Here is a 24,313-nt window from a genome sequence, read left to right as displayed (position 1 = left end):
CGGGGCGCGGATCAGCGCGAAGCAAGGCGGTCGATGGCGGCGGCATAGCCTCGATGGCCATGCTCGAGCGTTCGCGCCACCCGTCCGGTGGTGGTCACGCTGACGCCAGTGCGCTCGTGGATCTCGCGGTACGGCACGCCCTGCTGCAGCAGCGGCACCACTTTCCAGCGGTCGGCCATGGCTTCCAGCTCAGCGGGGGTGCACAGATCGCGCAGGAAGGCCTCGACCTGTTCCGGCTCGCGCAGGGCGGCAAAGGCCCGGGCCAGGGCTTCCAGGTCGGCCCTGGGGTCTTTGGCGGCAATGTCGGGACGGGCTTTCACGGGGTCGTTTCCATGCATCAATGTAATAGCGCGTTAGTACATTAGCGCATCATTCCGCGACGCGTCAAATAGGGGGGTGAGGGGGCGGCAGGGCTGCTGCCCTGCGCCCGCGCAGGCCGGAGCAGCGGCAAAGCGGGGTTCGGACCGCCCCCGCCTTCGACAGATGGCCGCGAGCTGTCGGCACGGCCGGGGCCCGGAAACGACAACGCCCACCGGTGGGTGGGCGTTTCGTTGAAGCGCTGCATGCTGCCAATGGCCGTTACATCACCTTCGACTGCTCCAGCTCCACCTGCAAAGTGCTGGCCAGCTCGTCGCGGGAGACTTCGAACTGCTGCTCGCGCACCAGGTCCTTCACCGCCACCACCCCGCGCGCCAGCTCGTCCTCACCGGCCAACACCACGAAGCGGATGCCCGCCTTGGCGGCGTACTGGAACTGCTTGCCGATCTTCTTCGGCTCCATCTGCACTTCGGTGTTGATCCCACCGGCGCGCAGGCGACGCGCGATGTCCAGCGACTGCGGCATGCCCTGCTCGTCCATCAGCGCCACCAGCGCCTGCACGCTGCTGGCTTCGATGCCGTCGATCAGGCCGGCCTCGCGCAGCTGCCAGAACAGGCGCGACAGGCCGATGGAGATGCCTACGCCCGGCAGCTTCGACTTGCTGTAGTGGCTGGCCAGGTCTTCATAACGGCCGCCCGAGCAGATGGAGCCGATCTGCGGGTGGTCGGTCAGCGTGGTCTCGTACACGGTACCGGTGTAGTAATCCAGGCCACGCGCAATCGAGAAATTCAGGCAATAGGCGCTTTCCGGCACGCCAAGCGCCTGCACCAGCTGCAGCACTTCGCGTAGTTCAGCAACACCGGCACGCAGGATCTCCGAAGAACCGGCGTCGGCTTCAAGCGTGGCCAGGTGCGCCAGCGCATCGGCATGGCCCTGCGAACGCACAGCCACGAAGGCCAGTATCTTCTCGACCTGTTCGGCCGGGATCCCGAAGCCTTCGCCGACCAGCGTCTCGCGCACGTAATCGGCGCCGCGCTTGTCGAGCTTGTCCACTTCGCGCAGCACCGCCAGCTGGCGCTCGCCTTCGGCCACGCCCAGGCTTTCGAAGAAGCCGCGCATCAGCTTGCGGTTGTTCAGCTGGATGCTGAAGTCACCGATGCGCAGTTCCGAGAACACGGCGTGGATGACCGCCAGCACTTCGGCATCATAGCGAACGCTCAGGCTGTCCTTGCCGATCACGTCGATGTCGCACTGGTAGAACTCACGGAAACGGCCGCGCTGGGCACGCTCGCCGCGGTACACACGCTGCATCTGGTAGCGACGGAACGGGAAGGTGAGTTCGTGTTCGTGCTCGGCCACGTAGCGTGCCAGCGGCACGGTCAGGTCGAAGCGCAGCGCCATTTCCGGCAGCGAACGGTCGCCCGATTCGGCCGCATTGGCCAGCGCACCGGTGGACTGCACGAAGTACACCTGGCGCTCGGTCTCGCCGCCGGACTTGGTCAGCAGCACGTCGGACAGTTCGAACACCGGCGTCTCCACCGGCAGGAAACCGAAGCGCTCGTAGTTGCGGCGGATCACGTCCAGCATGCGCTGGAATGCAATCTGCTCGCGCGGCAGCAGTTCAAGGGTGCCGGGCGGGGTACGGGGCTTGATCACGGGCGGAACTCCTGCTGGAACGGGACGTGGGAGGGGGCGACATTCTAGCGCCCCCGCCTCGGGCAGGGTCGAACGGCCGCTTGAAGTATCATAAGGCCCTCCCCGCCCGCGATACGCCCCCGCACCATGTCACGGCCTTCCGGCGCTCCGCCCGCCACCAACGATCCCGCCGCGCCGTCCTGCACCACGCTGGACTGCCTGCACTGCTCGGTTCGCCACCTTGCGGTGTGCTCGGCGCTGTCGCCCGATGAAGTGCAGGCACTGGAACAGGTCACCGTGTCACAGCAGGTCAGCATGGGCAGCACGCTGGCACGCACGGGTGAAGAGCGCGACCATGTCTATACATTGACCGCTGGCGCACTGCGACTGGTACGCACCCTGGCCGACGGCCGCCGCCAGATCAACGGTTTCGTGCTTCCCGGCGACTACCTCGGACTGAGTGGCAGCGACCATCACCGCTACGACATCGAAGCCATCGCCGACAGCCGCGTATGCCGCGTCGCGTTGCCGCAGATGAAGGCGCTGCGCAGCCGCTTCCCGCACCTGGAGCGCAAGCTGCTGCAGCGTGCCTGCCAGGAACTGGATGCCGCGCAGGACGCTGCACTGGCGCTGGCACGCCTGCAGCCGGCAGAGAAGCTGGCTGATTTCCTGCTGCGCCTGGCCGCGCGCGAGGCCAGGCTCGGTGGTGACGGCCTGCGCGTATCGCTGCCGATGGGGCGTGGCGATATCGCCGACCACCTGGGCCTGACCATGGAAACGGTCAGCCGCACCTTCACCAAGCTGCGCCAGCAGGGGCTGATTGCCCTGCCCCACCTGAACGTGGTGGAGATCCTCGACGAGGACGGGCTGCGCACGCTGGCCGGTGAAGGGTTGATCTGACCGCATCGCGGTTGGCTGGGTTGCCGGCCAGCGGCCGGCACTACCCGTGTTGCGCGAAGGGCATTGTAGAGTCGAGCCATGCTCGACTCATCGCGCCGTGCGCGAACAGCAGCCGAGCATGGCTCGGGTCTACATGGGAGCCAACACCTCACGCAACGCCGCGTAATCGGCGGCCAACGGTTCGGCGTGCGCCGGCCGCTGCAACAACGCATCCAATGCAGGCGGCACGGCCACAGGTTCGCCGATCAACGGTTCGACCACAGCCTCGAACTTGGCCGGATGGGCGGTAGCCACCACCGCCCAGTCACCCTTGGCACCACGCGCGCGCAGGTCCTGCAGCACCTTCACCGCTGTGGCCGTATGCGGGCAGAACAGTTCGCCGTTGCTGGCGTGCGCCGCCGCAATCGTCGCGCGGATGGTCACGTCATCTACCGAGAACGCGCGGAAGGCAGCGCGCAGCTCGGCATCATCACCGTGATAGAGCCAGCGCAGGCGTTCGAAGTTGCTTGGCGCCCCCACATCCATTGCGTTGGCAACCGTGGCCACACTGGCCTGCGGCTGGTAGTCGCCACCGTTGAAGTACGCCGGCAGTACCGCATTGGCATTGGTGGCCAGCACGATCTGCCCGATCGGAACGCCCAGCGCGCGCGCCAGCACGGCCGCCATCGCATTGCCAAGGTTGCCGGTCGGCACCACCAGGTTGAGCCGGCGACGATGCGTCGCGTAATGGGACAACGCCGCATGCGCGTAATAACTCATCTGCGGCAGCAGGCGGCCGAGGCTGATGCTGTTGGCCGAACTCAGCGGCACCTGCGCCTGCAGTTCGCGGTCAGCCAGTGCCTGCTTGACCATCGCCTGGCAATCGTCGAAGGCGCCGGCCACGCGCAGCGCCTGGATGTTGTCGCCGAAATAACCGAGCTGATGCGCCTGCCGCGGTGACACGCGGCCATCCGGATACAGCACCACCACGCGTACGCCGGGCTGGCGATGGAAGGCCGCGGCAACGGCGGCGCCGGTATCGCCGGAGGTGGCGACGACGATGGTCAGATCACGGTCCTTGCCGTCCTGCAGCCGCGACAGCGTACCGGCCAGGAAGCGCGCACCGATATCCTTGAACGCCGCCGTCGGCCCATGGAACAGCTCCAGCACATGGTCACCGTCGCCGAGTGCACGCAGTGGCACCGGGAAGTCGAACGCCTCGCGGCAGATCGAAGGCAGCGCTGCCTCCAGAGCATCACCTGCGAAGAACGGTGCCAGCAGATCGGCGGCGGTATCGGCCAGCGTTGCGCCGGCCTGCAGCTCACGTGGCGCCGGCAGCACCTGCGGAACATACAGCCCACCATCGGGCGCCAATCCTGCAGCGATCGCCGCACTGAGGCCGACGGCCGGGGACTGGCCGCGGGTCGAAACAAATTGCATAGGTTGGGTATCCAGTAAAGGGGAAGGATTCAGCACAAGCGGGCTCCCGGTGCATCCAGCGGCGACACCCAGGCATCGCTGTCGAAACCGGCGGCGGCGAATGCCGCCTGCACCGGTGCGGCAGCGGCGCGGGCCTGGTCGGCGTCCTCGAACCAGGCGAACACGCTGGGGCCAGCGCCCGAAATGCCCGCGCCCATCGCATGCGCAGACAGCGCCGCATCGCGTGCGGCCTCGAAGCCCGCAATCAGGCCGGCGCGGCGAGGCTCCACCAGCACATCACGCAGGCCTGCGCGGACCAGCGCGGCGTCGCTGCGATGGCAGCCACTGAGTACCAGCGCAAGGTTCGCACTCTGTGCCACGAATTCACCCAGCGCATAGCTGCCCTGCAGCGCCTGGCGTGCGCGGCGTGTTTCCAGGACCGCGTGCGGATGCACCAGCAGGCTGTGCCAGATAGCCGGTACCGGAATCGGCAGCAGGCGGTCGGCCGTGCACAGTGCAAGCCCGCCCAGCAGCAATGGCCCCACGTTGTCACCGTGACGGCCACCACTGGCCACCGCCTCGCCATCCAGCGCAAATGGATACAGCGCCTCGCGCGTCAGCGGCGCATCCAGCAGCGCATTGGCGGCGACCAGGGCCGCGACACTCGACGCTGCCGAACCGCCCATGCCGGAACCGAACGGGATGCCCTTGTCGATCTCGACTGCGAAACCGAAATCCAGGCCCAGGCCTTCGCGCAGCGACATCAGCGCAGCCCCGGCGGTGTTGCCGGCTGCGTCCAGTGGCAGCGCGACAGCACTGCCACGGATCGCATCGATGCGCACCGCAGGCTCGTTGATGCGGCGCACGCTCACGGTATCGCCGATACCGGCAATGGCATGGCCGAGAATGTCGAAGCCCACTGCCACGTTGGCCACCGAGGCAGGCGCGAACGCACGTGCGATCACAGCCGCGCTCCTTCACCGGCGGCGACCCGCAGCAGGTCCGCGAACACACCCGCTGCCGTCACCTCCGGACCCGCACCCGGACCCTGCACCACCAACGGGTTGTCGCAGTAGCGACGGGTACGGAACTGCACCACGTTGTCGGTCAACCGAAGGTTGGCGAAGGCGTGGTCGGCGGGCAGTTCCTGCAGGCCCACCGAGGCACCGTCAGCGCCCAGCTGTGCCACGTAGCGCAGCACCGCGCCACGCGCCCGCGCGTCCTGCAACCGCTGCAGCAGGCTGGCATCGGACTCGCCCAGCCGCGCCATGAAGTCATCCACGCTGCCGTCGCGCAGCAGCGCCGGCACCAGGCTTTCCACCTGTACCTGTTCCAGGCTGAGCGCGTGGCCGGCCTCGCGGGCGAGGATCACCAGCTTACGCGCCACGTCCACACCCGAAAGATCGTCACGCGGGTCCGGCTCGGTGTAGCCCATCGACCGCGCCTGCGCGACCAACTGCGAGAACGGCTGGCTGCCATCGAAGCGGTTGAACAGCCAGGCCAGCGTGCCGGAGAAGATGCCTTCGATCGCCAGCACCTCGTCGCCCGTATCGACCAGATCACGCAGCGTGGTGATCACCGGCAGGCCCGCGCCCACCGTGGCTTCGTAGCGGAAGCGCGCACCACTGGCCGCCGCAGCAGCGCGGATGCGCTGGTAGCGCGGCAGTGGGCCAGCACCGGCTTGCTTGTTCGGGGTCACCACGTGGATGCCGGCTGCCAGCCAGCCCTCGTAGCGCTCGGCCACCTCGGCGCTGCCACTGCAGTCGATCACCACCGCATGCGGCAGGTGCGCGGCCAGCAGGTGTTCGGTGAAGCGATCCAGGTCGCTGGGCTCGCCCGCGTCCTGCAATGCCTCCCGCCAATCGGCGTGCAGGCCATCCACTTCCAGCCGCATGCGCGAACGCGAGGCCAGCGCGCGCAGGCGAAGTTCCACATTGGCCTTGGCCAGCAGCTGCGGGCGGGCCGCCAGCAGCTGGTCCAGCAGTGCCGCGCCGACGTTGCCCGGCCCGATCACACCGACCGCGAACGTCTGCGGCGACAGCCAGAAGCCCGCATGTGCGGCCCGCAATGCGCGGGTGGCATCGGCACTGTCCACCGCCACAGAAATATTGCGCTCCGACGAGCCCTGCGCGATCGCCAGGATGTTCACCTGCGCGCGTCCCAGCGCCTCGAACAGGCGCGCCGCCACACCGGGCTGGCCGGCCATGCCGTCGCCCACTGCCGCCAGCACGCTGACGCCCTCGCTGACCTGCACGCGCTGCACCTGCCCTACCGACAGTTCATGCGCGAACGCATGCAGCAGTGCCTCACGGCCACGCGCCGCTTCGGCGGCGCGAACCACGCAGCAGATCGAATGCTCTGACGAACCCTGCGAGATCATCACCACCGACACCTGCGCCTGGCGCAGCGCCGCGAACACGCGCTCGGCGGTACCGGGCACGCCGATCAGGCCGGTGCCCTCCAGGTTCAACAGGGCCAAGCCGGGGCTCAGGGTCAGGCCCTTCACCGGCCCGCGCGGCGAGCGCTCGGCGCTGATGCGCGTCCCCGGATGCGCCGGCTGGAAGGTATTGCGGATGAAGATCGGCAGGCCGAGGCGGATGGCCGGCGACATCGTCTGCGGGTGCACCACCTTGGCGCCGAAATAAGCCAGCTCGCAGGCCTCGTCGTAGCTCAGTGACTCCAGCTGCACCGCCTCGGGCACCAGCCGCGGGTCGGCCGACAGCACGCCGTCGACGTCGGTCCAGATGTGCAGTTCATCGGCATTGAACAACGCGGCGAAGATCGCGCCGGAATAGTCGCTGCCGTTGCGGCCCAGCGTGGTGATGCGGTCATGGCGGTCACGGGCAACGAAACCGGTGGCGACCAGGCGCATCTGCGGATGCCGCAGGCGCCACTTGGCCAGGCGGTCCGCGCTGGACTCCCAGTCGACATCCACACCCAGTTCGCCATGCCCGACCACCAGCACGTCGCGTGCATCGAGTACCGCACAGTCTTCGCCCAGGGCACGCAGGTGGCTGCCGAGCAGCTGTGCGGAAAACACTTCGCCCAGGCCCTGCACACGGTCGAGCACTTCGCGCGGCAGCTCGCCGATCACCGCCAGCGCCGCCAGCACTTCGGCCAGCTGATCGAAGCGGGCGTCGATCCATTCGACCGTCTCGCCGACCTGCTCGCCCAGCAGCGCCACGGCGGCGCCGCGATGGCGCGCGCGCAGGGCATGCCACGCCTCGCGCCAACCTTCGTCGCCCTTGGCCGCCAGCTGCGCCAGATCAATCAGCGCGTCAGTGACGCCCTTCATCGCCGAGACGACAGTGACCTGCAGCGGTTCGGGGCGGGCCAGCAGCAGGCCGGCAACATGGCGATAGCGTTCGGCATCGGCCACCGAGGTGCCGCCGAACTTGTGCACGACAGTGGACGGCGCAGCCAGATCGGCCGGGGGAACGGGATGGGCGGGGGTGTGGGAAGACATGCAGACCTCGGCAGGAGGCCCCGTCGCATGCAGGTGTCGAGTTTCCCCGCCACCTGGATGGTGCGGGGCCGTGGTTTTCGGGAGTTACACGAAGACGACGGGCCGCACCAGGGCAGTGGTGACGGTGGTGGTGGTAATGGTGGTGGTGGCGACCGGCGCAGTCGAACGGCCCGCAGTGGCGGGGGCGATCAGGCTGGCGTGGGCGGCATTAAGGACCATGGCGCACAGAAAACACTGCGCATGGGCCTGCTGTCAAGTGTTGCACCGCAAAAGACCACTGCCGCGATCATCGGCTAACGTGCGTACATTTGGTTGCAACTGAGACCAAGCGCGCATCAGCACGCTTGTCGACCGGATTCAGCCGGCATGTTCGGCGATCGCCCGCGGCGTGCGATGGGCATGCGCGCACAGCATCACGCCGGCCATCAGCATCACGATCGCCAGTGCTTCCAGCAGCGACGGCCAACGCTGTTGCCAGGCGAAGGCATACAGCAGTGCGAACAGTGTTTCGAACACGATCATCTGGCCAGTCAGGGTCAGCGGCAGCAGGCGGCTGGCGCGGTTCCAGAATGCGTTGCCGAGGATCGAGGCCACCACTGCCACACCGGCGCTGATCGCCCAGAACCCACTCCACTGCGCCGCCGAATGGCTGCCGGTGTGACCGATGAAGGCCATCGGCACCAGCAGCAGGGCCAGGCCGCCGGTAGTGACGCCGGTCAGCAGCGACCAGTCATGGCTGGACAGGTCCGGCCTGCGCGCCAGCCAGCGGCTGTTGCCGATCGAGTACAGCGCCCACGAGAACAGCGCGCCGAACGCGCACAGCAGGCCGATCAGGCGCTGCCGCCACGGGGTGGCCAGATGCTCGGACATCAGCGCTTCCCAGCCAACCAGTCCCACGCCGAGCACGCACAGGCCCAGCGCCGGCAGCAGCTGCCTCAGCGGCACCGCCCCCTGCTCGCGCACGCCAACGAGGGTGACCACCACCGGGATCAGGCCGACAATCAAGGAGGCTGCAGCGCCACCAGCCCACTGCACCGCCACGGCCAGCAGCAGGAAATAGACCAGGTTGCCTGCCAGGCTCAGCCACAGCAGGCCGATCCATTCGGCACGGCCCAGCCGCGGTGCCAGCCGCTTCCATCGCGGCAGCAGCAGGGCGACTGCCATCAGGCCATAGACCAGGTAGCGACCAGCGGACAGTTGCAGCGCATTGAAGGACTGAAGCACGGCAGGTGCGAGAAAGACCACGCCCCACAGTGCGCCAGCGGCAACGCCATTGGCGATGCCCAGGGCCATCGGGTTGTTGCGCATTCGGGTTCTTCGGGGGAGAGAGACCAGGCCGCGCAGTGTAAGCGCTGGCCGGTAGGGGCTCTTGACCCAGGCTATTGCCTTGTCAACTCTGTAGAGCCGAGCCACTGCTCGGCTGCGATTGGCCGCTGTGCAGATAAGGGCAGCCGAGCGTGGGCTCGGCTCTATAGATCAGCCGGCGCTCCTGCGCCACGCAGCCGGGGTCTGGCCACACTCGCGGCGCAGCGCACGAGTCAGTGCGCTCTGCTCGGAATAGCCTGCGGCCAGCGCGATATCGCTGATCGGCGCCGTACTGGTGCGAAGCTGGTGCTTGGCCCAGCGCAGCCGGCACGCGCTGAGCCAGGCCTGCGGGCTCAGCCCGAACTCGCGCTGGAACAATGCGTGCAACCGGCTCTCGCTGACACCGACAAATCCGGCCATCCGGGCAACCGGCCAGGCCCGGCCGGGATCGGCCTGCACCGCCGCACACAGGCCCTGCATGCGCGCGCCACTGCCCGCCGGTGCAAACACCTGCAGCAGCTGCGGCAGCAGCGCCGGCATCGGCTGCCCTGTCTGCACGTCGGCCAGGCACCGGCGCAACGCCAGCGGCAGATGCAGCCAGCGCTGCCGGCACAGATGCTCCTGCGTGCCGTCATCAAGCACGCCTGGAGGACAATCAACGATCACGAAACCATTGGGGCCGTCCGCCATCTGGTCATGCGCTTCGCCGGCAGCAACAAATGCCCCCTGCAGCAGGTCCAGCCGACCGCCGCGCCCTTCCATCTCGAACTGCAGCTCGCCCTGCAGCGGCAGAACCCACTGCGCGTAGTCATGGCGGTCCAGGCCGGTGGCCTGCCCGTAGTGCCGCAGATGGAAGATGGCGCCCATCCGGGCAGTGTGCGCGTGTAACAACGGCCGTGCAAACCGCTGCTATAGTCGGTCCGTCATCCAACGCAGGGAGTGCAGGTCATGACCCATCAGCAGCTGTCCCTGGTGCTTGCCACCAGCCTCGGCCTGGCGCTCACCGCCCCGGCCTCCGCGCAGGAACGTACCCCACCGGCGCCGCACTGCATGGACGCGGTCGGCGTCCAGGAAGTGGAGCAGGCGTCACCGCGTTCAATCGCCCTGCGAGCCGCCTCGGGCCAGGCTTATCGGATCGACTTCAGCGAGGAGTGCCCCGGCGTCCGCGGTGCCACCACGCTGAAACTTGAGGCGCCCGCTGGCTGGGCCTGCGGTCGCCCCAGCGAGCGTGTGGTGGTCGATGGCCGCACCTGCGCGATCAGCGCGGTGACCCCCGTGCAGGATCGCGACTACGCCAACGTGGCCCGCGACAGCGACCGCCTGCGCATGGCCACCCTGCCCGCCCTGACCATCCGCGAGCGCAGGGACATCCGCCGCAGTTTCGGTGGTTCGCCGTCGTACTGCTTTGCCACGCGCAACGTGCGCGCGTGGTCGTCCGACCCGCAGGGCATGCTGGTGGAGACCAATCCGCATCGCAATGGTGGTCACCGCTACTATCGCGTGGAGCTTGGCAGCCACTGCCGCCAGCTCGACCGTGCGCCACAGCTGAGCTTCCACTCCGGCATGCAGAACGGCCTGATCTGTGGCAATCCGGGCGATCGCATCCTTACCGCCGGATTCGAGAAGGGTGACCTGCGCAACGATGCACTGGCGCCGCTGCCGCAGTACACCCACGGCGGCTGCACGATCCAGGCGGTCTATCCGGCTTCCAGCCAGGCGTCGAACTAACCGTCGACGCCGAGGAAGGTGAACGGTGCGCTGGGTACGAACTGGCCCAGCGCATCGCCGGCAAAGGTGTTGCGCTGGTCCTTGCCGAGGTCCAGCTTGAGGACCTGGCCGCCGAAGTCGACCTTGTTCAGATCAACCCAGAAGGTGTTCGGGGTCAACGCCGACTCGAAGAAGTACAACCGCCGCTTGTGGTCGGCTACGGTGCGCCAGCGCGTGGAAGAAATGTTCGGCTCGCCTGGCGTGGTGATGCCATACGGCACCGATGCATTGCGGATCACGCTGAACACGCTGGCCAGCGCCATCACCGGGTCTTCGGACTTGGGAATGGCATTGATGTAGAACGAGGCGCGGGCGAAGCGGTCGGCGGAACGGTTGGTGCCGGGCAGCATCACCGTGCCACCGATCTGCTGCCAATAGCTGTTCAGCGCCAGCTGGTGCTCGAAGATCGGCGAGTTGGTCATCACCTGGTAGCGCCGGTCATGATGGATCACCTGGCGACCGCCGATGTATTCGACGATCGCGCTGTCGCCGCTGGCATCGGACAGCGACAGGTGCAGCGTCGCCTGGCGGTCTTCGCCGGGCACCTTGTCGGTGACGATCGAGTACGGCTCGCGCTTCAACGCGGTGACCGCCTCTTCGACGGTAGCGAAGTTGTCCAGCACATACTGCGCCCACAGCGAAATCGCCAGGCCCGGCTTGCTGCCACGCTTCTGCGGATACTCCGATTCGACCAGCCACAGCAGGTTGGCCACCAGACCCTTTTCGTTCATGCCGTCGGTGGTCGACACGTCGTAGCCGGTGGCCACCACGCTGCCGTAGCGCGCGGTCCACGCCAGCGACTTCGGGCCGGCCTGGCCGGTGCGCTCAATGCCGCGCGGCAGTATGTAGAGGTTGGTCGCCACATCGACCTTCCAGTCCATCGAGCGCGCGGTGATCACATCGCCGTTGTCACCCAGGTACACCGCACGCGTGCAGGCCAGTGCCGGCGTGGTCGCGGACGCCAACGCCACGGCCAGCATCATCTTTCCTTTCCAGTTCATCCGTGCCATGCACTACGCTCCTTTTCCCCGTGATGCATGATCTGATCCGATCCAGGGTGACACCGGAGTGAAGCCTCAGCGCACGAACCGATCGTGCGCCCAGAAGCCCAGGACCATGGCAGGCACGAACCACAGCGCCTCGCGCGATGCCGCCGCCAGCCCCGCGATGGCCGGGCCCGGGCAGTAGCCGGCCCATCCCCAGCCGATACCAAACAGTGCGGCGCCCAGCAGTAGACGCGTATCGACATCGCGCGCGGTGGGCAACTGGAAGCGCATCGCGAACCACGGCCGCGCGCGCCGCAGCGCCCAGCGCTGGCCGGCCGCACTGACCAGCAGCGCCGACCCCAGCACCCATAGCAGGGTGGGATCGAAATCCCCGGTGACATCAAGGAAGCCGAGCACGCGACGCGCATCGGTCATGCCGGAAAGGGCCAAGCCTGCACCGAACAGCGCACCCGCTACAGCGGCAGCAGCCCTCGGACGACTCATGCCAGGGCTCCACCGTGCCGGGCCAGGAAGGTCGTCAGCATCGCGAACGCCATGAATAACAGCACCGCCAGCGACGATCGCTTCGAACCGCGCGCCAGGCCACACACGCCGTGGCCACTGGTACAGCCGCTGCCCAAGCGGGTGCCGAAGCCGACCAGCAGGCCGGCGCCGACCAACTGCCAGGCCGGCAATGCATCACGCAGCAGTGCGCGTGGCGATGCCGCGGGCACCGACTGCCACCACAGCACCAGCCCCGCCGATGCCAGCAGGCCGGCCAGGAATGCCCAGCGCCAGCCACGCTCGCCTTCGGCTGCCCGCAGGCTGCCCGCGGCGATGCCGCTGATGCCCGCCACGCGCCCGATGCTGGCCAGCAACAGCACCGCAGCGGCACCGATCAAGGCGCCGCCGGTGACCGCACCCCAGGGCAGGTTCATGCCCCACCCTCTTCGTCACCGCACATGGAATTGCTCCTTAATTTAGACTACTCTAAATTAGATCATCCTAAACAAAGGAGTCAACATGGTCCGGTCCCTGCCCGACGGCGCAGCCATGGCCGAACACGCTTCAGAGGCAGCCACGCTGCTCAAAGGCCTGGCCCACCCCGCCCGGCTGCGGGTGTTGTGCCGCCTGGTCGAAGGCGAGGCGGCAGTAGCGGAGCTGCAGGCGCTTACCGGGCTGAGCGCGTCGGCGCTGTCCCAGAACCTGGCGGTACTGCGCGCGATGAAGATCGTGGCAACCCGGCGCGAGGCACAGGCGATCCACTATCGGGTGGTCGAAGGGCCTGCGCTGGGTGTGCTGCAGGCCCTGCACGCTGCCTACTGCGGCCGGGCGTGAGGTTGAATGTCAGCCGGCATGCAGCGCCGGCTGCACCACCGTGTCCAGCAGGTCGACCGGTGTCGGCGCCGCGCGCCCCCCCTCCAGCGCCCGGCTGAAACCGGCCCAGTCACTGGATGACAACTGGCGCAGCAGCGCTGCCTCCACCGGCAACGCCCGCATCGACCAGTAGGGAAACTGGCGCTGGCCGAGGCGGCCTCGCGCCAGCTCGATGATGTCGATGTGACTGCCGGCCTGGAGAATGCGCTCATACACCGAGTCGATGCCATCCGGCGGCCCCTCGATGTACTGCAGGAAACGATTGCCATCGTGCAGCAGCACTCCGGTCACCCCCGCCATCTTGTTGAAACGCGCAGCGTCTTCGACCAGCGCCTGCAGGCGTTGGCTGGAGAGCTCCGGCAGCGCCCGGCTGATGTAGGCGATGGCGCGCAATGGCATGGTGCTTCCTTGGCTGGGTGTGAACGCACGGTAGCAGTTGCGGACGAGCCCGTCTCAATACGCCCGCCCGTTCCCTGAAGAATTCAGGTTGCGATGGCGCCCGCCCCGTCCCACCGCCGCGGCAGCACGGCCTCGAACACGACCTGGCCTGCCTCGTTGCGCGCCCCGATCCGGCCGCCGTGCGCGCGCACGAACTGATCCACGATGTACAGGCCCAGCCCCAGTCCCTTGCTCTGGTGGAAACTGGCCTTGAACGGCTCGAACAAGCGCGGCAACAGCGCGTCATCGATATGGCCGGCATTGCTCACCCGCAGCACCACCGCGCGGGCATCGTTGCCATCCAGCTGCACGTGTGCCTCGCTGCCATGCGTCAACGCATTGCCCACCAGGTTTGCTGCGATCTGGCCCAGGCGGTCCATGTCGCCTTGCAGGCGCGTGTCGCCGACGGCGTCGAAACGAATGCGCTCCTGACCGTGGGCACTGCCCGCTTCGGCGATCACCGCACGGGTGACCTCACGCAGGTCGCAGGCGGTAGCCTGCAGCCGCAGGCCACCACTGCGGATCCGCGAAAAGTCCAGCAACTGCTCGACCATCCGCGCCATGCGCAGGGTACTGGCCTCCAGATGCGCCAGTGTCTGCTGCGCGCTGCTGTTGTTCGCCGGAAGCTCCAGCGCCAGCTTGTCGGCACACAACAGGATCGCCGACAACGGCGTGCGCAGGTCGTGGGTCAACACGGCGGCCATCGTCTCGTTGAGCTTCAGCGCCCGCTCGAGCGCCTCGTTGCGGGCCTTCAGCAGCTGGCGCTGCTGGTACAGCTCGATGAAGACGTTGACCTTGCTCAGGATGACCTGTGGTGCCACCGGCTTGTGCAGGAAATCCACCGCACCGGTTTCGTAGCCCTTGAACGCACGCAGCGGATCGTCCGGCGAGGCGGTCAGGAAGATGATCGGCACCGTGCGGCTGCGATGCGAGCCGCGCATCAGTTCGGCCAGGGTGAAGCCATCGATCTCGGGCATGTGCACATCGAGCAACGCCAGCGCCACCTCGTGCTCCAGCAGCAGCTCCAGCGCCTCCGCGCCCGAACCGGCCAGCAGCAGGTTCACGCCCTCGCGCTGCAACAGCGCCTGCATGGCCACCAGATTCTGCGGCACGTCGTCGACGATCAGCAGGTTGACCGGGGACTGCGACTGCGCAGGGTCCGGCGGCAACAGGTTCATGCAAACAGCTCCTTCAGGCGACGACACATCAGTTCAAGGGGCAGCACGGCATCGGCACCAGCGTGCTGCAGGGCGGAGGCCGGCATCATCGATGCCTCGGCCTCCTCGGGACATTGCAGCCAGGCTCGACCACCGGCGCCGCGCACTGCGGCCACCCCTTCACTGCCATCGCTGCTGGCGCCGGTCAGCAGCAGGGCCAGCACCTGGTCGCCGAATACGGCCGCTGCCGATTCGAACAGCGGATCGATGGCCGGGCGCGAGAACAGCACTGGCGCGTCCACCGACAGCGCCAGCGAGCCGGCGTCTTCCACCAGCAGGTGGTAATCCGGCGGCGCGAAGGTCACCGTGCCACGCAGCAACGGCTGCTTGTCTTCGGCCTCGCGCACCGGCAGCGCGCAGTAAGGTGCCAGCACTTCGGCGATGCGGCTGCTGCGATCACGTGGCAGGTGCAGCACCGCCAGCACCGGCACCGGCAGCGTCGCGGGCAGCGCGCCGAGCACCGCCTGCAGGGCCGCGACGCCACCGGCCGAAGCCCCGATCACCAGTACGGCCGGGGGTGTCGGCGTGGCCATCAGGCCACCTTCCGGTACAGGCGATGCTCGCGCGAACAGACCTCGAACGCATCGTGGTGGCACCCGAACTGCAGCGACTCCTTGCTGCCCAGGCCCAGGAAGCCGCGGTGCACCAGCGCTTCACGGAACAGGCCCACCGCGCGGTCCTGCAGGTCGCGGTTGAAATAGATCAGCACGTTGCGGCACGACACCAGGTGTACTTCGGAGAACACCGTATCGGTGGCCAGGCTGTGGTCGGCAAACACCACGTTGCGGCGCAGCTGCCGATCGAACACCGCGCCATCGTAAGCCGTGGCGTAGTAATCGGACAGCGACGCGGCGCCACCGGCCGCCAGATAGTTGCGGCTGAACTGCGCCATCCGGTCGATGCCATAAGCCCCGGCTTCCGCGGTGGCCAGCGCCGCTGGATTGATGTCGGTGGCGTAGACGATGCTGCGCTCAAGCAGGCCTTCCTCGTGCAACAGGATCGCCAGCGACCAGACTTCTTCGCCCGTGCTGCAACCGGCCACCCACAGCTTCACCGACGGATAGGTGCGCAGTACCGGCACTACCTGCTCGCGCAGCTCACGGAAATAGGCCGGGTCACGGAACATCTCCGAGACCTGCACGGTGAAGAACTGCATCGCCTGCGCGAACAGGTCCGGCTCGTGCAGCAGGCGGTGCTGCAGATCGGCCAGCCGCCCGCACTCATAACGCTGCATGGCCTGGCGGATCCGTCGGCGCAGCGACGACACCGCGTAACTGCGGAAATCGTAGTGGTAGCGCTGGTACAACGCTTCCAGCAGCACCTTCAGCTCCAGGTCGAACAGGGCCTGCTCGTTCATTGCCGCGAGCACCAGACCCGGCACAGCGATACCAGCTTGTCGACGTCGATGGGCTTGGCGATGTAGTCGTTGGCACCGGCCTGCAGGCAGCGCTCACGATCGTCCGGCATGGCCTTGGCGGTCAGCGCGATGATCGGCAGGTCCTGCAGGTGGCGTTGCGCGCGGATCTCGCGCATTGCGGCCAGCCCATCCTTCTCCGGCATCATGATGTCCATCAGCACCAGGTCGACCTCGCGCTCGGCCAGGCGATCCACCGCTTCCTGGCCATTGCGCGCGATCTCCAGGGTCACGCCCAGCGGTTCAAGCACACTGGACAGTGCGAAGATGTTGCGCACGTCGTCCTCGGCCAGCAGCACCGTCCGACCGTCGAGCACAGTATCGCGACGGCGCGCCTCGCGCAGCAGGCGCTGCTGGTCGGTCGGCAGGCTGGCCTCCACGCTGTGCAGGAACAGGGTGACCTCGTCCAGCAGGCGCTCGGGCGAACGTGCGCCCTTGATGATGATGCTCTTGGAATAGCGACGCAGGCGCTGCTCTTCCTCGCGGCTGAGCGCGCGACCGGTGTAGACGATCACCGGCGGGAAACCGACATCGTCGTTGCCGGCCATGTGCTCGAGCAGGTCGTAGCCACTGCCGTCGGGCAGCGACAGGTCCATCACCATGCAGTCGAACGTGACCGTGCTGAGCTGTTCCAGTGCGCCGGCCAAGGTGCCCACCGCGACGATCTGCAGCTGGTCGCGGCCCAGCAACAGTTCCAGGTTGCGGCGCAGCTCGCTGTCGTCCTCGACGATCAGCAGCCGCCGCACGTCGCGTTGGCTGGTCTGTTCCAGCTGCTCGATGGCCGTCACCAGCCGCTCGCGCGTGGTCGGCTTGATCGCAAACCCGATCGCGCCCAGCTCGCGCGCCACCTGGCTGCGATCCGTGGCCGAGACCACATGCACCGGGATATGGCGGGTATCCGGGTTGCGCTTCAGGCGCTCCAGCACGCTCAGCCCGGACACATCGGGCAGGCCGATATCGAGCAGGATGCCGTTCGGGCGCAGTTCGCTGGCCAAGGCCAGCGCCTCTTCCGCCGTGCCCGCCACCACACAGTCGAAGTCCAGTTCATGGGCCAGCGCCACCAGCGCTTCGGCGAACGTGGCATCGTCCTCCACCGCCAGGATCAGGCGACCGGCGCGCTGCCGGCGACCACGGTCGTCGGCCACGCCGGCCGTCGCAGTGACCGGCGCTGCCGCGCTCGCAACGCGCACAGGCGCGGCTGGCAGCACGGCCGGTGCCGCCGGCGGCGCTGCCAAGGGACCCTCGGCAGCGTCAGCCGCGCTCGCGGCGGGCGCACCCTGCAACGGCAGCTCCAGGATGAAGCAGCTGCCGCGTCCGGGCTCACTGTCGACCTGGATGCCACCGCCCATGCGCTCGGCCAGATCGCGCGAGATCGACAGGCCCAGCCCGGTACCGCCGTAGCGACGGCGGGTGCTGCCGTCGGCCTGGCGGAAGGCTTCAAAGATGACGTCCAGCTGCTCGCGGGCAATGCCGATGCCGGTGTCGCAGACCTCGAACCGGATGCGGCCGTTGCCGCCGGCACGCACGTGCAGGCTGACCTTTCCATGCTCGGTGAACTTCACTGCGTTGGCCAGCAGGTTCTTCAGGATCTGCTGCAGCCGCTGGCTGTCGACCACCAGCTGGGTCGGTGCCAGCGCGTCGGCTTCGATCTGCAACGCCAGGCCCTTCTGCCGCGCCATCGGTTCGAAGGTCTCGCGCAGGCGCTGCAGCGCGCTCTCGACCACCACCACTTCATCGGACAGTTCGACGTGGCCGGCCTCGATGCGCGACAGGTCCAGGATGTCGTTGATCAGCGCCAGCAGGTCGTTGTTGGACGAGAGGATCGCACGCGCGTACTTCACCTGCTCCTCGGTGAGCGTGCCATCCTTGTTGTCGGCCAGCAGCTTGGCCAGGATCAGCGAGCTGTTCAGCGGCGTGCGCAGCTCATGCGACATGTTGGCCAGGAACTCGGACTTGTAGCGCGAGGTCGCGGCCAGCTCGTTGCTGTTGCGCACCAGCTGGCTCTGCGCCACCAGCAGCGCCTGCTTCTGCGCCTCCAGCTCGTGGGTGCGCTCTTCCAGCTGCACGTTGCTCTGTTCCAGCTCGGCCTGCTGTTCTTCCAGGTGGCTCTGCGACTGGAGCAGGCTGCGGCTCTGCTCTTCCAGTTCTTCGTTGGCCACGCGCAGCTCTTCCTGCTGGGCCTGCAGCTCTTCACCCTGGCGCTGCGACTCTTCCAGCAGCACCACCAGTTGCGCACGCAGCAGCGATGCGCGCAGCGCCATGCCGACGGTCTCCGCACAGCGCTCCAGAAGTTCGCGATCCAGGTCACGCAGTCCGCCCACCTTGGCGCGACCCAGCTCGATGACCCCGACCACCGCGCCATCGCTGCTGATCGGCGCCAGGATGCGCTCGCGCACCGGCAACCGGCCGAGGCTGGTCTGCAGTTCAAGCACGGCGGCATCATCGCCGTGCAGGTGGCGGATGCGTTCATCACGGGCGACCTGCCCGGCCAGCCCTTCGTGAAGGGCCAGCGACGCTGGCGTTCCCGCAGGCAAGGCGATGCCACCGGTCAGCTGCAACCGCCCGCCTTCCAGTCGGTAGACCGCACCTACCTCCGCGCCGAGCTGCGCGGCCAGGCTTGTCGCTGCAGCCTCGGCGATCTGTTCCGGCCCCAGGTCACCGCGAAGGCTCATCGCCACCGCGTTCTCGGCTTCCTGCAGCCAGAGCGCGCGCATTGCCTGGCGCCGGGCCTGGATCGCGCGCGAGACGATCAGTGCGATCATCAGGAAGGCACAGCCGCCAATGGTCCGGTTGACGAAGGAGAACGCCGAGTTGGAACTGGCGGGCGCGACGTTGAAGCCGATGACCAGCAGGAGGCAGGACAGCAGGGCCACCACGAACGGCGCCCGCGCGCTGCGCTGGAACACCGTGACGCCAACAGCCAGGAAGTAGGCCAGCCATACGGCATAGCCGAGCGGGATGACCAGTTCCAACGCGATGGTCGCGGCCAGCAGCACAGCGGACGTCATCCAGATCCAGCGGTCACGCGTAGTCGCACCAGGACGCATGCAGGTCGGTTCCAGAAGGCAAAGGGTGGAAGATGGTACTCCGTGTCGCATTCAGCCGCACAGGACAAATGGCACGTGTCAGGTGTGCACGCATCCTTCACACTTGACTGCCTAGCTTCACGTCCCTCACAGGGGTAACACTTATTTACACGTGGACGCAGCTGCCTCTACGACGTCCGTGCTGACGGACCCTTCCCGACAACTGCGACTGCTGATCGACAGCGTGCGCGACCATGCGCTGTACCTGCTTGATCCTGAAGGCATCGTCTGCAGCTGGAACCCCGGCGCCGAACGCATCAAAGGCTATTCAGCCGACGAAGTGGTGGGAACCCACTTCAGCCGCTTCTACCTGGCCAGCGACCGCGAGGCTGGCGAACCACAGCGCCTGCTCCGCGTCGCAGCGCAACAAGGGCATGTCGCCAGCGAGGGCTGGCGGGTACGCCGTGACGGCTCGTCGTTCCGCGCCAGCGTGGTCATCGAGCCGGTCGTCGAAGCGGGCGAACTGCTCGGCTTCGTCAAGATCACCCGTGACATCACCGAGCAGTGGCAGGCGCAACGGCTGCTGCGTGATGCCCAGCGTGCGCTGCGCAATACCCAGCAGTTCGAAACGGTCGGCCGGCTCAGCCGCGGCCTGTCGCACGAGTTCAACAACCTGCTGACCACCATCGGCAACGCGCTGGACCTGCTGTCGCTGCGCGTCAGCGGTGACGATGCACGCGCCGCCGAGCTGCTGGATGCCGCGCAGGCGGCCACTGACCGTGGCGCGCTGCTGACCCGCCAGCTGCTGGCCTTCAGCACCGGTCAGACCCTGATCCGCGAACCGGTGGACGTCAATACGCTGGTGCGGCAGTGGCTGCCGGACCTGCAACGCGCCTGCCCGCCTACGGTGACGCTGGATGCCCATCTCACCCCCGGCCTGCCGCAGGTGAGCACCGATGCGATGCAATTGCAGACCGCCCTGGCAAACCTGGTGGCCAATGCCGTGGAGGCCACCGCCGATGGCGGCCGCATCCTGATCGGCACCGCACTGGAACATCGCCTCGACCCGGATGCGGACACCACGCTGCAACGCGGCTATGTCACCCTCAGCGTCTGCGACGAAGGCCACGGCATGGCCGCCGACATCGCCGAGCGGGCCAGCGAGCCCTTCTTCACCACCAAGGACATCGGCAAGGGCAGCGGCCTGGGCCTGAGCCAGGTGTTCGGATTCACTACCCAGAGCGGCGGCTTCGTCGATGTGTCCACCACCCCCGGTGTCGGCACCACGGTCAGCCTGCTACTCCCCGCAACAGAGGATGCAACCGATGACCGATGAACCGATCCGCGTACTGATGGTGGAGGACCAGAACGATCTGCGCGAGATGATCGGCATGGCCCTGCGCGATTTCGGCATCGAGGTATCCACCACCGCCGACGGCCATGAAGCTGCCGCGTTGCTGAAAGGCGACGCACGTTTCGACGTGGTGTTCAGCGATGTCAGCATGCCCAACGGCATGTCCGGTATCGAGCTGAGCGAGCATGTGGCGCGCGAACAGCCGCAGGCGCGGATGATCCTCTCATCCGGATACGCGCGCTCGCAGCTGCCGCCACTGCCCGATCAGGTGGAATTCCTGCCCAAGCCGTATCGTTTGCGCCAGCTGGTGGAGCTGCTGAAGCAGGATTGAGGAAGGCCGGTCAAGCGCTCGACGGCCCTCATCCCTGACGCCCCAACGGCTTGCAATTTTCCTGCGGGCAATGGTGTGCCCTGAAGGCCGCCACGCCGGAGCAGCGTTCAGCCCGAGGTGCGCTGCATGAACAGAAGGTCGGGGGTCGAGAACGCTTCAACCTGCTGGAAACCGAGGTCCCGGTACAGCGCCACGGCAGCCGTGTTGTCACGATAGACGCGCAGGGTGAGCTGCTGCACATCCGCTTGGCCCAGGGCCTGTGCACTCAATGCCTGCATGAGCAGCCGGCCAAGGCCGCGCCCGCGTGCCAGCGGGGAAACGATGATGCGGCCCAGATGTGCGGTGCGGGCGTCAGTCATCCAGTATTGGCCGAATCCAACGCAGGTACCCTGCTCGTCCAGCAGCGCCCAGCCTGGGCGCGACCCGAGTTCGAGCACCTGCGCGAACCGTTCAGGCAGCAGGGGAAACGGCACACCGGGGCCTGCCCAGCGCCGGGTCGCCTCGGCTGATTCAGGCCAGTTGGCCACGATGGCGTAGTGCGACGGCTGGACGGGGCGAAGCTGGGGGCTCATGGCGTTCATGGTGCGTCATCTGCGCCAGGCCTACACGCTGCGCGGCCGCATTTGGGATCTGCCATAGGGCAATAGATTCCAGACGCGCCTCCATCACGCCCCGTGTGCCGCCGCACCCAGCCCAGCCCGGTTTCGCGTGTTCAAAGGCCTCGGCGCGTTTCCCGTTGCCCCGCCCTCTGAAGCGGGTGTTTTCGCGACTGATCGGGCGCGTGACCGGCAGCCACGCCCACGTGGATTCGCGTCATGGCCTGCGCGGCGGCGGCGCTGGGCTGTCTGGGGAGGACTGCCTGCCGCTGCCGTCCGGCGAGCGGTTGCCATGCGGCTGTAGCAGATGGTGACCCCGGCCCGATTCGAACGGGCGACCTTCCCCTTAGGAGGGGGGCGACGAGTCCAAATGTACCAATGCTTCCAGAATGGCCTGTGCCAACACTGTGCCGAATTGGCCAGGACCAGCACCCACGCAGCGCTGATTCGAGGAGCGGAAGTACATAGCCGATGCGCGAGATCCAGCAACTCTTCCTCCGCGGACATGCGCCTTTGACAACATGTACAGTTCATGAAACATTCACCATCCGCCCAGCCATCCGGCTGCTAGGAGTTGGCGGAGACAGACTAGGGAGAGCAGTGAATGAAGATTGCGAAGATCATAGCGGCTATGGGTTTACTCGCCGCCGGCGCCTTTGGAACGGAAGCGCAAGCCACCACCCTGCGATGCGACGGATGCTCCGGGCCGGAAATGCAGGAGTGGGCCATCATGCAGGCCGCTCAAAACGGGTACACCTACGACGAGGTGTACGTCATCAACCAGACCGACAACTTCATGAAGAAGTTCATCGTGACCGTGGATGCTGGCGGGGGCGATATCCCGGATCAGATACCTGACGGCACGAGCTACGGGACGGCTACCGAGGTCCCAGTACCGGCCACTGAGCTGCAGTACTTTTCTGTAGCGCTTGTGGTCAATGGGCAAATCATCGCAATGGCCAGTGGGCTGCCAGGCTCGATGTACGACGTAGTGAACAACCCATCGGCCGACTTCGCACTTTCGGAATACGCGCGAACCACTCCACAAGCTCACGGTCAGACGCTGTTGGATTTTCTGTCGGCATTGAAGTTCAGCCTTCTCGATTTTTCGAAGATCGACATATCAATCAGGCTAGTGGCGAGCGATAACTCTTACGCGACACTAGTGTTTGATCCCGTTGCGAAGAAGTGGGAACGCCTGAAGAACGAGACTCGCGACTCTAGCGGCAACGTCATTCCGTCCACGAAAACTGAAGTGACAGGTGGGTCTAACAGCTACAGGGAATACACGTTCAACAACCCAAACGACTTTACTAGCTTCGTTCAGCACGTAGGAAATTTGGGGGTTGTGTTCGTAGGCTCAGTTGGAAACGTGGGCGGTCAGACAGGTGTGGTCTGTACTTCGATCATCAAGAGCACCGAAGGCCAGGAGTCCCGCGAAGAAACGCAGTGCTCAACGACCAATTGAGCTGGAAGCCTAAACAAAAATGCCTCCGCAACTGCGGGGGCATTTTTTTATCTGCAAGAGGGCGCAGGCTTAGAAGTCTGCCTGACTCTGGAACCGAATCAAAGACTTGCATTGAACTGATTTCTGGAGCAGACATGCCGTAGCCCTTGTGTCGCAAGGAGCCATGCCGGAGTTTTCTGGAGCGCTCAAGCGCCGCAGCGCCGCTGCTCTGCCCTCCAGGCCTTAAAGGAATTCTTCCGAGCGTAACCGCATGGCAGGGCTGAGCCTGCCCGTGCCCTCAGCTCTGCACTTCTGCCCGGAAGGCAATCTCGATCAGCTGCTCGGCGAAAGCCAGCGCCGAGACTCCAATCAGGTTGCTGGCCACCTGCGGCACCGGCTGGCCATACACGGCCGGCCGAACCTTGCCACTTGCCGCGAAGGCCGCCGGAACGTCGATGACGAACAGCGTTTCCTCGACCACATCTGCGAGCGACCCTCCCAGCTCTGCCAGCAGCACCTGGGCGTTCTCGTAAGTCCGCCTCATCTGGGCTTCCATGGTGTCGAAGTTCGCGGGCTTGCCGTCAGCCCCCAGCTCCGCCGGTGCAACCAGCTCTCCCTGCGGCGTGTGCGAGAGCTGGCCGGACACGAAGATCGTGTTGTTGACGCGGACGGCCTGTACGTACCCGTAGGCCGATTCCCACGGCACTCCGAAGCTGGCGGTCTTTCGATTGGTAGCGTTCATCATTGCTCTCTCTGGTGAAAGGGCAAGTGTGGCAAGCAGTTTGAGTCGACCGCCTCCCCTGAACGGGGGATCAGATTCGAGCGCGGGACAGCTGCTCTCTACCTGCCTTGACCCACGCCTTCATCGGATCCCTCGCCCTGGGCTTGGTCTCCTTCGGCGGTCGGCGCGGTTCCAGCGCTTCCTTGATCCGCGCCAGTTCCAACCGCCCGGCCTCGGCTAGGCGCCGGGCCTGTTGCTGCTGCTCACGAGTCGGCGGCAGGCCGGGCAATTGCGGCTCGGGTTGGATCGGGGTGCTGTCGGTCAGCCGTGCGACGGCCTCACGCAGCGGCAGCTCGGGATACAGCCTGGCCGCACACCAGCGCTCGGCGTAGCGCTTCGCCTGCCGGACGTTGGCGGCGCGCACTTCCTTCACCTGCCACATCTTCTGGCCTTCCATCCATAGCCGGACCCCAGGGCCGCCGTCGGGCGTGACGCTGGCCGTCTCGCGGCCGTTGTACCAGAGCGCCCAGCGCTCACCGGTCTGGACCCAGCCAGAGGGAATCGGGGCGGTGCGGAAGCCGTGGGAGGAATACATGGCCGGAAGGATACGACCGGCC

At 66.8% G+C, this 24,313-nt stretch carries 25 protein-coding genes; 7 read left to right on the top strand and 18 right to left on the bottom strand.

Features of this window, described 5'->3' with window-relative positions; genetic code table 11:
- Window positions 1-11: 11 nt before the first annotated feature.
- On the bottom strand, window positions 12-320 hold the full coding sequence (locus tag AC5P7R_RS12705; protein ID WP_180832226.1) for a YerC/YecD family TrpR-related protein: 309 nt from the start codon (window positions 318-320) through the stop codon (window positions 12-14).
- 259 nt (window positions 321-579) lie between these two features.
- Entirely contained in the window at window positions 580-1,974 is a 1,395-nt protein-coding gene (hisS, locus tag AC5P7R_RS12700; protein ID WP_021202836.1) for a histidine--tRNA ligase, read from the bottom strand.
- A gap of 126 nt (window positions 1,975-2,100) precedes the next feature.
- Between hisS and AC5P7R_RS12695 the strand changes: the two genes are divergently transcribed.
- Complete coding sequence (locus AC5P7R_RS12695) at window positions 2,101-2,853, top strand: Crp/Fnr family transcriptional regulator (protein WP_021202837.1); 753 nt, start codon at window positions 2,101-2,103, stop codon at window positions 2,851-2,853.
- A 129-nt stretch (window positions 2,854-2,982) separates the two neighbouring features.
- Here the strand turns inward: AC5P7R_RS12695 and thrC are convergent, their stop codons facing one another.
- The 3 genes from thrC to thrA are packed head-to-tail and all read right to left on the bottom strand — an operon-like array spanning window position 2,983 to window position 7,717.
- A complete protein-coding gene (thrC, locus tag AC5P7R_RS12690) occupies window positions 2,983-4,272 on the bottom strand; it encodes a threonine synthase (RefSeq protein ID WP_495213931.1) in 1,290 nt (429 codons plus the stop codon).
- Between the two features lie 29 nt (window positions 4,273-4,301).
- Window positions 4,302-5,216, bottom strand: a complete 915-nt coding sequence (locus AC5P7R_RS12685) for a homoserine kinase (RefSeq protein WP_478436460.1) — start codon at window positions 5,214-5,216, stop codon at window positions 4,302-4,304.
- On the bottom strand, window positions 5,213-7,717 hold the full coding sequence (gene thrA, locus AC5P7R_RS12680) for a bifunctional aspartate kinase/homoserine dehydrogenase I (RefSeq protein ID WP_478436458.1): 2,505 nt from the start codon (window positions 7,715-7,717) through the stop codon (window positions 5,213-5,215). The genes AC5P7R_RS12685 and thrA overlap by 4 nt, the downstream gene beginning before the upstream one ends.
- Before the next feature lie 27 nt (window positions 7,718-7,744).
- On the opposite strand from thrA, the gene AC5P7R_RS12675 reads away from it, so the two are divergent.
- Complete coding sequence (locus tag AC5P7R_RS12675; protein WP_197575604.1) at window positions 7,745-8,014, top strand: hypothetical protein; 270 nt, start codon at window positions 7,745-7,747, stop codon at window positions 8,012-8,014.
- 60 nt (window positions 8,015-8,074) lie between these two features.
- On the opposite strand, the gene AC5P7R_RS12670 is transcribed toward AC5P7R_RS12675, so the two are convergent.
- Entirely contained in the window at window positions 8,075-9,025 is a 951-nt protein-coding gene (locus AC5P7R_RS12670) for a DMT family transporter (RefSeq protein WP_423178493.1), read from the bottom strand.
- 168 nt (window positions 9,026-9,193) lie between these two features.
- The gene (locus AC5P7R_RS12665; protein ID WP_021202843.1) at window positions 9,194-9,889 is read right to left on the bottom strand and encodes a helix-turn-helix transcriptional regulator; all 696 of its coding nucleotides are present in this window, start codon (window positions 9,887-9,889) and stop codon (window positions 9,194-9,196) included.
- Between the two features lie 81 nt (window positions 9,890-9,970).
- On the opposite strand from AC5P7R_RS12665, the gene AC5P7R_RS12660 reads away from it, so the two are divergent.
- Complete coding sequence (locus AC5P7R_RS12660) at window positions 9,971-10,750, top strand: DUF6491 family protein (protein ID WP_021202844.1); 780 nt, start codon at window positions 9,971-9,973, stop codon at window positions 10,748-10,750.
- Here the strand turns inward: AC5P7R_RS12660 and AC5P7R_RS12655 are convergent.
- The 3 genes from AC5P7R_RS12655 to AC5P7R_RS12645 form a co-directional block, all read right to left on the bottom strand.
- Window positions 10,747-11,799 carry a linear amide C-N hydrolase gene (locus tag AC5P7R_RS12655; protein WP_021202845.1) on the bottom strand — a complete coding sequence of 351 codons (1,053 nt, stop codon included), beginning with the start codon at window positions 11,797-11,799 and terminating at the stop codon, window positions 10,747-10,749. The genes AC5P7R_RS12660 and AC5P7R_RS12655 overlap by 4 nt on opposite strands.
- Before the next feature lie 66 nt (window positions 11,800-11,865).
- Window positions 11,866-12,279 (bottom strand): DUF6691 family protein, encoded by a 414-nt coding sequence (locus AC5P7R_RS12650; RefSeq protein ID WP_019661402.1) that lies wholly within the window; start codon window positions 12,277-12,279, stop codon window positions 11,866-11,868.
- Window positions 12,276-12,713 (bottom strand): YeeE/YedE family protein, encoded by a 438-nt coding sequence (locus AC5P7R_RS12645; protein WP_019661401.1) that lies wholly within the window; start codon window positions 12,711-12,713, stop codon window positions 12,276-12,278. Before AC5P7R_RS12645 ends, AC5P7R_RS12650 begins: the two co-directional genes overlap by 4 nt.
- An 85-nt stretch (window positions 12,714-12,798) precedes the next feature.
- Between AC5P7R_RS12645 and AC5P7R_RS12640 the strand changes: the two genes are divergently transcribed.
- The gene (locus tag AC5P7R_RS12640) at window positions 12,799-13,113 is read left to right on the top strand and encodes an ArsR/SmtB family transcription factor (protein ID WP_495213928.1); all 315 of its coding nucleotides are present in this window, start codon (window positions 12,799-12,801) and stop codon (window positions 13,111-13,113) included.
- A 9-nt stretch (window positions 13,114-13,122) separates the two neighbouring features.
- Here AC5P7R_RS12640 and AC5P7R_RS12635 read toward each other — a convergent pair whose 3' ends face one another.
- The 5 genes from AC5P7R_RS12635 to AC5P7R_RS12615 all read right to left on the bottom strand — a co-directional run bounded on the left by AC5P7R_RS12635 (window position 13,123) and on the right by AC5P7R_RS12615 (window position 19,268).
- Complete coding sequence (locus AC5P7R_RS12635) at window positions 13,123-13,551, bottom strand: BLUF domain-containing protein (RefSeq protein WP_346483761.1); 429 nt, start codon at window positions 13,549-13,551, stop codon at window positions 13,123-13,125.
- A gap of 83 nt (window positions 13,552-13,634) precedes the next feature.
- Window positions 13,635-14,768, bottom strand: a complete 1,134-nt coding sequence (locus AC5P7R_RS12630) for a response regulator (RefSeq protein ID WP_134735659.1) — start codon at window positions 14,766-14,768, stop codon at window positions 13,635-13,637.
- Window positions 14,765-15,340 carry a chemotaxis protein CheB gene (locus AC5P7R_RS12625; protein WP_019661397.1) on the bottom strand — a complete coding sequence of 192 codons (576 nt, stop codon included), beginning with the start codon at window positions 15,338-15,340 and terminating at the stop codon, window positions 14,765-14,767. The genes AC5P7R_RS12630 and AC5P7R_RS12625 overlap by 4 nt, the downstream gene beginning before the upstream one ends.
- On the bottom strand, window positions 15,340-16,164 hold the full coding sequence (locus AC5P7R_RS12620; protein WP_019661396.1) for a CheR family methyltransferase: 825 nt from the start codon (window positions 16,162-16,164) through the stop codon (window positions 15,340-15,342). The genes AC5P7R_RS12625 and AC5P7R_RS12620 overlap by 1 nt, the downstream gene beginning before the upstream one ends.
- Window positions 16,161-19,268, bottom strand: a complete 3,108-nt coding sequence (locus AC5P7R_RS12615; RefSeq protein ID WP_478436454.1) for a response regulator — start codon at window positions 19,266-19,268, stop codon at window positions 16,161-16,163. The genes AC5P7R_RS12620 and AC5P7R_RS12615 overlap by 4 nt, the downstream gene beginning before the upstream one ends.
- Window positions 19,269-19,419: 151 nt before the next feature.
- Between AC5P7R_RS12615 and AC5P7R_RS12610 the strand changes: the two genes are divergently transcribed.
- Together AC5P7R_RS12610 and AC5P7R_RS12605 are read left to right on the top strand one after the other, a co-directional pair.
- The gene (locus tag AC5P7R_RS12610) at window positions 19,420-20,583 is read left to right on the top strand and encodes a two-component system sensor histidine kinase NtrB (protein ID WP_478436452.1); all 1,164 of its coding nucleotides are present in this window, start codon (window positions 19,420-19,422) and stop codon (window positions 20,581-20,583) included.
- Window positions 20,573-20,932 carry a response regulator gene (locus AC5P7R_RS12605; RefSeq protein WP_021202849.1) on the top strand — a complete coding sequence of 120 codons (360 nt, stop codon included), beginning with the start codon at window positions 20,573-20,575 and terminating at the stop codon, window positions 20,930-20,932. The genes AC5P7R_RS12610 and AC5P7R_RS12605 overlap by 11 nt, the downstream gene beginning before the upstream one ends.
- A 107-nt stretch (window positions 20,933-21,039) precedes the next feature.
- Here the strand turns inward: AC5P7R_RS12605 and AC5P7R_RS12600 are convergent, their stop codons facing one another.
- Window positions 21,040-21,504 carry a GNAT family N-acetyltransferase gene (locus AC5P7R_RS12600; RefSeq protein WP_111099126.1) on the bottom strand — a complete coding sequence of 155 codons (465 nt, stop codon included), beginning with the start codon at window positions 21,502-21,504 and terminating at the stop codon, window positions 21,040-21,042.
- A 628-nt stretch (window positions 21,505-22,132) separates the two neighbouring features.
- Here AC5P7R_RS12600 and AC5P7R_RS12595 point away from each other — a divergent pair.
- Entirely contained in the window at window positions 22,133-22,996 is an 864-nt protein-coding gene (locus AC5P7R_RS12595) for a hypothetical protein (RefSeq protein WP_058982676.1), read from the top strand.
- Between the two features lie 277 nt (window positions 22,997-23,273).
- Here AC5P7R_RS12595 and AC5P7R_RS12590 read toward each other — a convergent pair whose 3' ends face one another.
- Together AC5P7R_RS12590 and AC5P7R_RS12585 are read right to left on the bottom strand one after the other, a co-directional pair.
- On the bottom strand, window positions 23,274-23,717 hold the full coding sequence (locus AC5P7R_RS12590) for a RidA family protein (protein WP_242015450.1): 444 nt from the start codon (window positions 23,715-23,717) through the stop codon (window positions 23,274-23,276).
- Between the two features lie 70 nt (window positions 23,718-23,787).
- A complete protein-coding gene (locus AC5P7R_RS12585; protein ID WP_495213924.1) occupies window positions 23,788-24,291 on the bottom strand; it encodes a hypothetical protein in 504 nt (167 codons plus the stop codon).
- Window positions 24,292-24,313: the final 22 nt, after the last annotated feature.

This window comes from Stenotrophomonas sp. YJH_SMC_27, from assembly GCF_059369815.1.
The sequence above is the reverse complement of the archived record's forward strand: the minus strand, read 5'-3'. Positions and strand labels throughout refer to the sequence as shown.

Excerpts from the sequence above, each read along its gene's own strand:
- AC5P7R_RS12695 (WP_021202837.1), top strand. The coding sequence starts at position 2,101 with ATGTCACGGCCTTCCGGCGCTCCGCCCGCCACCAACGATCCCGCCGCG.
- thrC (WP_495213931.1), bottom strand. The coding sequence starts at position 4,272 with ATGCAATTTGTTTCGACCCGCGGCCAGTCCCCGGCCGTCGGCCTCAGT.
- thrA (WP_478436458.1), bottom strand. The coding sequence starts at position 7,717 with ATGTCTTCCCACACCCCCGCCCATCCCGTTCCCCCGGCCGATCTGGCT.
- AC5P7R_RS12675 (WP_197575604.1), top strand. The coding sequence starts at position 7,745 with ATGCAGGTGTCGAGTTTCCCCGCCACCTGGATGGTGCGGGGCCGTGGT.
- AC5P7R_RS12670 (WP_423178493.1), bottom strand. The coding sequence starts at position 9,025 with ATGCGCAACAACCCGATGGCCCTGGGCATCGCCAATGGCGTTGCCGCT.
- AC5P7R_RS12665 (WP_021202843.1), bottom strand. The coding sequence starts at position 9,889 with ATGGGCGCCATCTTCCATCTGCGGCACTACGGGCAGGCCACCGGCCTG.
- AC5P7R_RS12660 (WP_021202844.1), top strand. The coding sequence starts at position 9,971 with ATGACCCATCAGCAGCTGTCCCTGGTGCTTGCCACCAGCCTCGGCCTG.
- AC5P7R_RS12655 (WP_021202845.1), bottom strand. The coding sequence starts at position 11,799 with ATGGCACGGATGAACTGGAAAGGAAAGATGATGCTGGCCGTGGCGTTG.
- AC5P7R_RS12650 (WP_019661402.1), bottom strand. The coding sequence starts at position 12,279 with ATGAGTCGTCCGAGGGCTGCTGCCGCTGTAGCGGGTGCGCTGTTCGGT.
- AC5P7R_RS12645 (WP_019661401.1), bottom strand. The coding sequence starts at position 12,713 with ATGAACCTGCCCTGGGGTGCGGTCACCGGCGGCGCCTTGATCGGTGCC.
- AC5P7R_RS12640 (WP_495213928.1), top strand. The coding sequence starts at position 12,799 with ATGGTCCGGTCCCTGCCCGACGGCGCAGCCATGGCCGAACACGCTTCA.
- AC5P7R_RS12635 (WP_346483761.1), bottom strand. The coding sequence starts at position 13,551 with ATGCCATTGCGCGCCATCGCCTACATCAGCCGGGCGCTGCCGGAGCTC.
- AC5P7R_RS12630 (WP_134735659.1), bottom strand. The coding sequence starts at position 14,768 with ATGAACCTGTTGCCGCCGGACCCTGCGCAGTCGCAGTCCCCGGTCAAC.
- AC5P7R_RS12625 (WP_019661397.1), bottom strand. The coding sequence starts at position 15,340 with ATGGCCACGCCGACACCCCCGGCCGTACTGGTGATCGGGGCTTCGGCC.
- AC5P7R_RS12620 (WP_019661396.1), bottom strand. The coding sequence starts at position 16,164 with ATGAACGAGCAGGCCCTGTTCGACCTGGAGCTGAAGGTGCTGCTGGAA.
- AC5P7R_RS12615 (WP_478436454.1), bottom strand. The coding sequence starts at position 19,268 with ATGCGTCCTGGTGCGACTACGCGTGACCGCTGGATCTGGATGACGTCC.
- AC5P7R_RS12605 (WP_021202849.1), top strand. The coding sequence starts at position 20,573 with ATGACCGATGAACCGATCCGCGTACTGATGGTGGAGGACCAGAACGAT.
- AC5P7R_RS12600 (WP_111099126.1), bottom strand. The coding sequence starts at position 21,504 with ATGAGCCCCCAGCTTCGCCCCGTCCAGCCGTCGCACTACGCCATCGTG.
- AC5P7R_RS12595 (WP_058982676.1), top strand. The coding sequence starts at position 22,133 with ATGAAGATTGCGAAGATCATAGCGGCTATGGGTTTACTCGCCGCCGGC.
- AC5P7R_RS12590 (WP_242015450.1), bottom strand. The coding sequence starts at position 23,717 with ATGAACGCTACCAATCGAAAGACCGCCAGCTTCGGAGTGCCGTGGGAA.
- AC5P7R_RS12585 (WP_495213924.1), bottom strand. The coding sequence starts at position 24,291 with ATGTATTCCTCCCACGGCTTCCGCACCGCCCCGATTCCCTCTGGCTGG.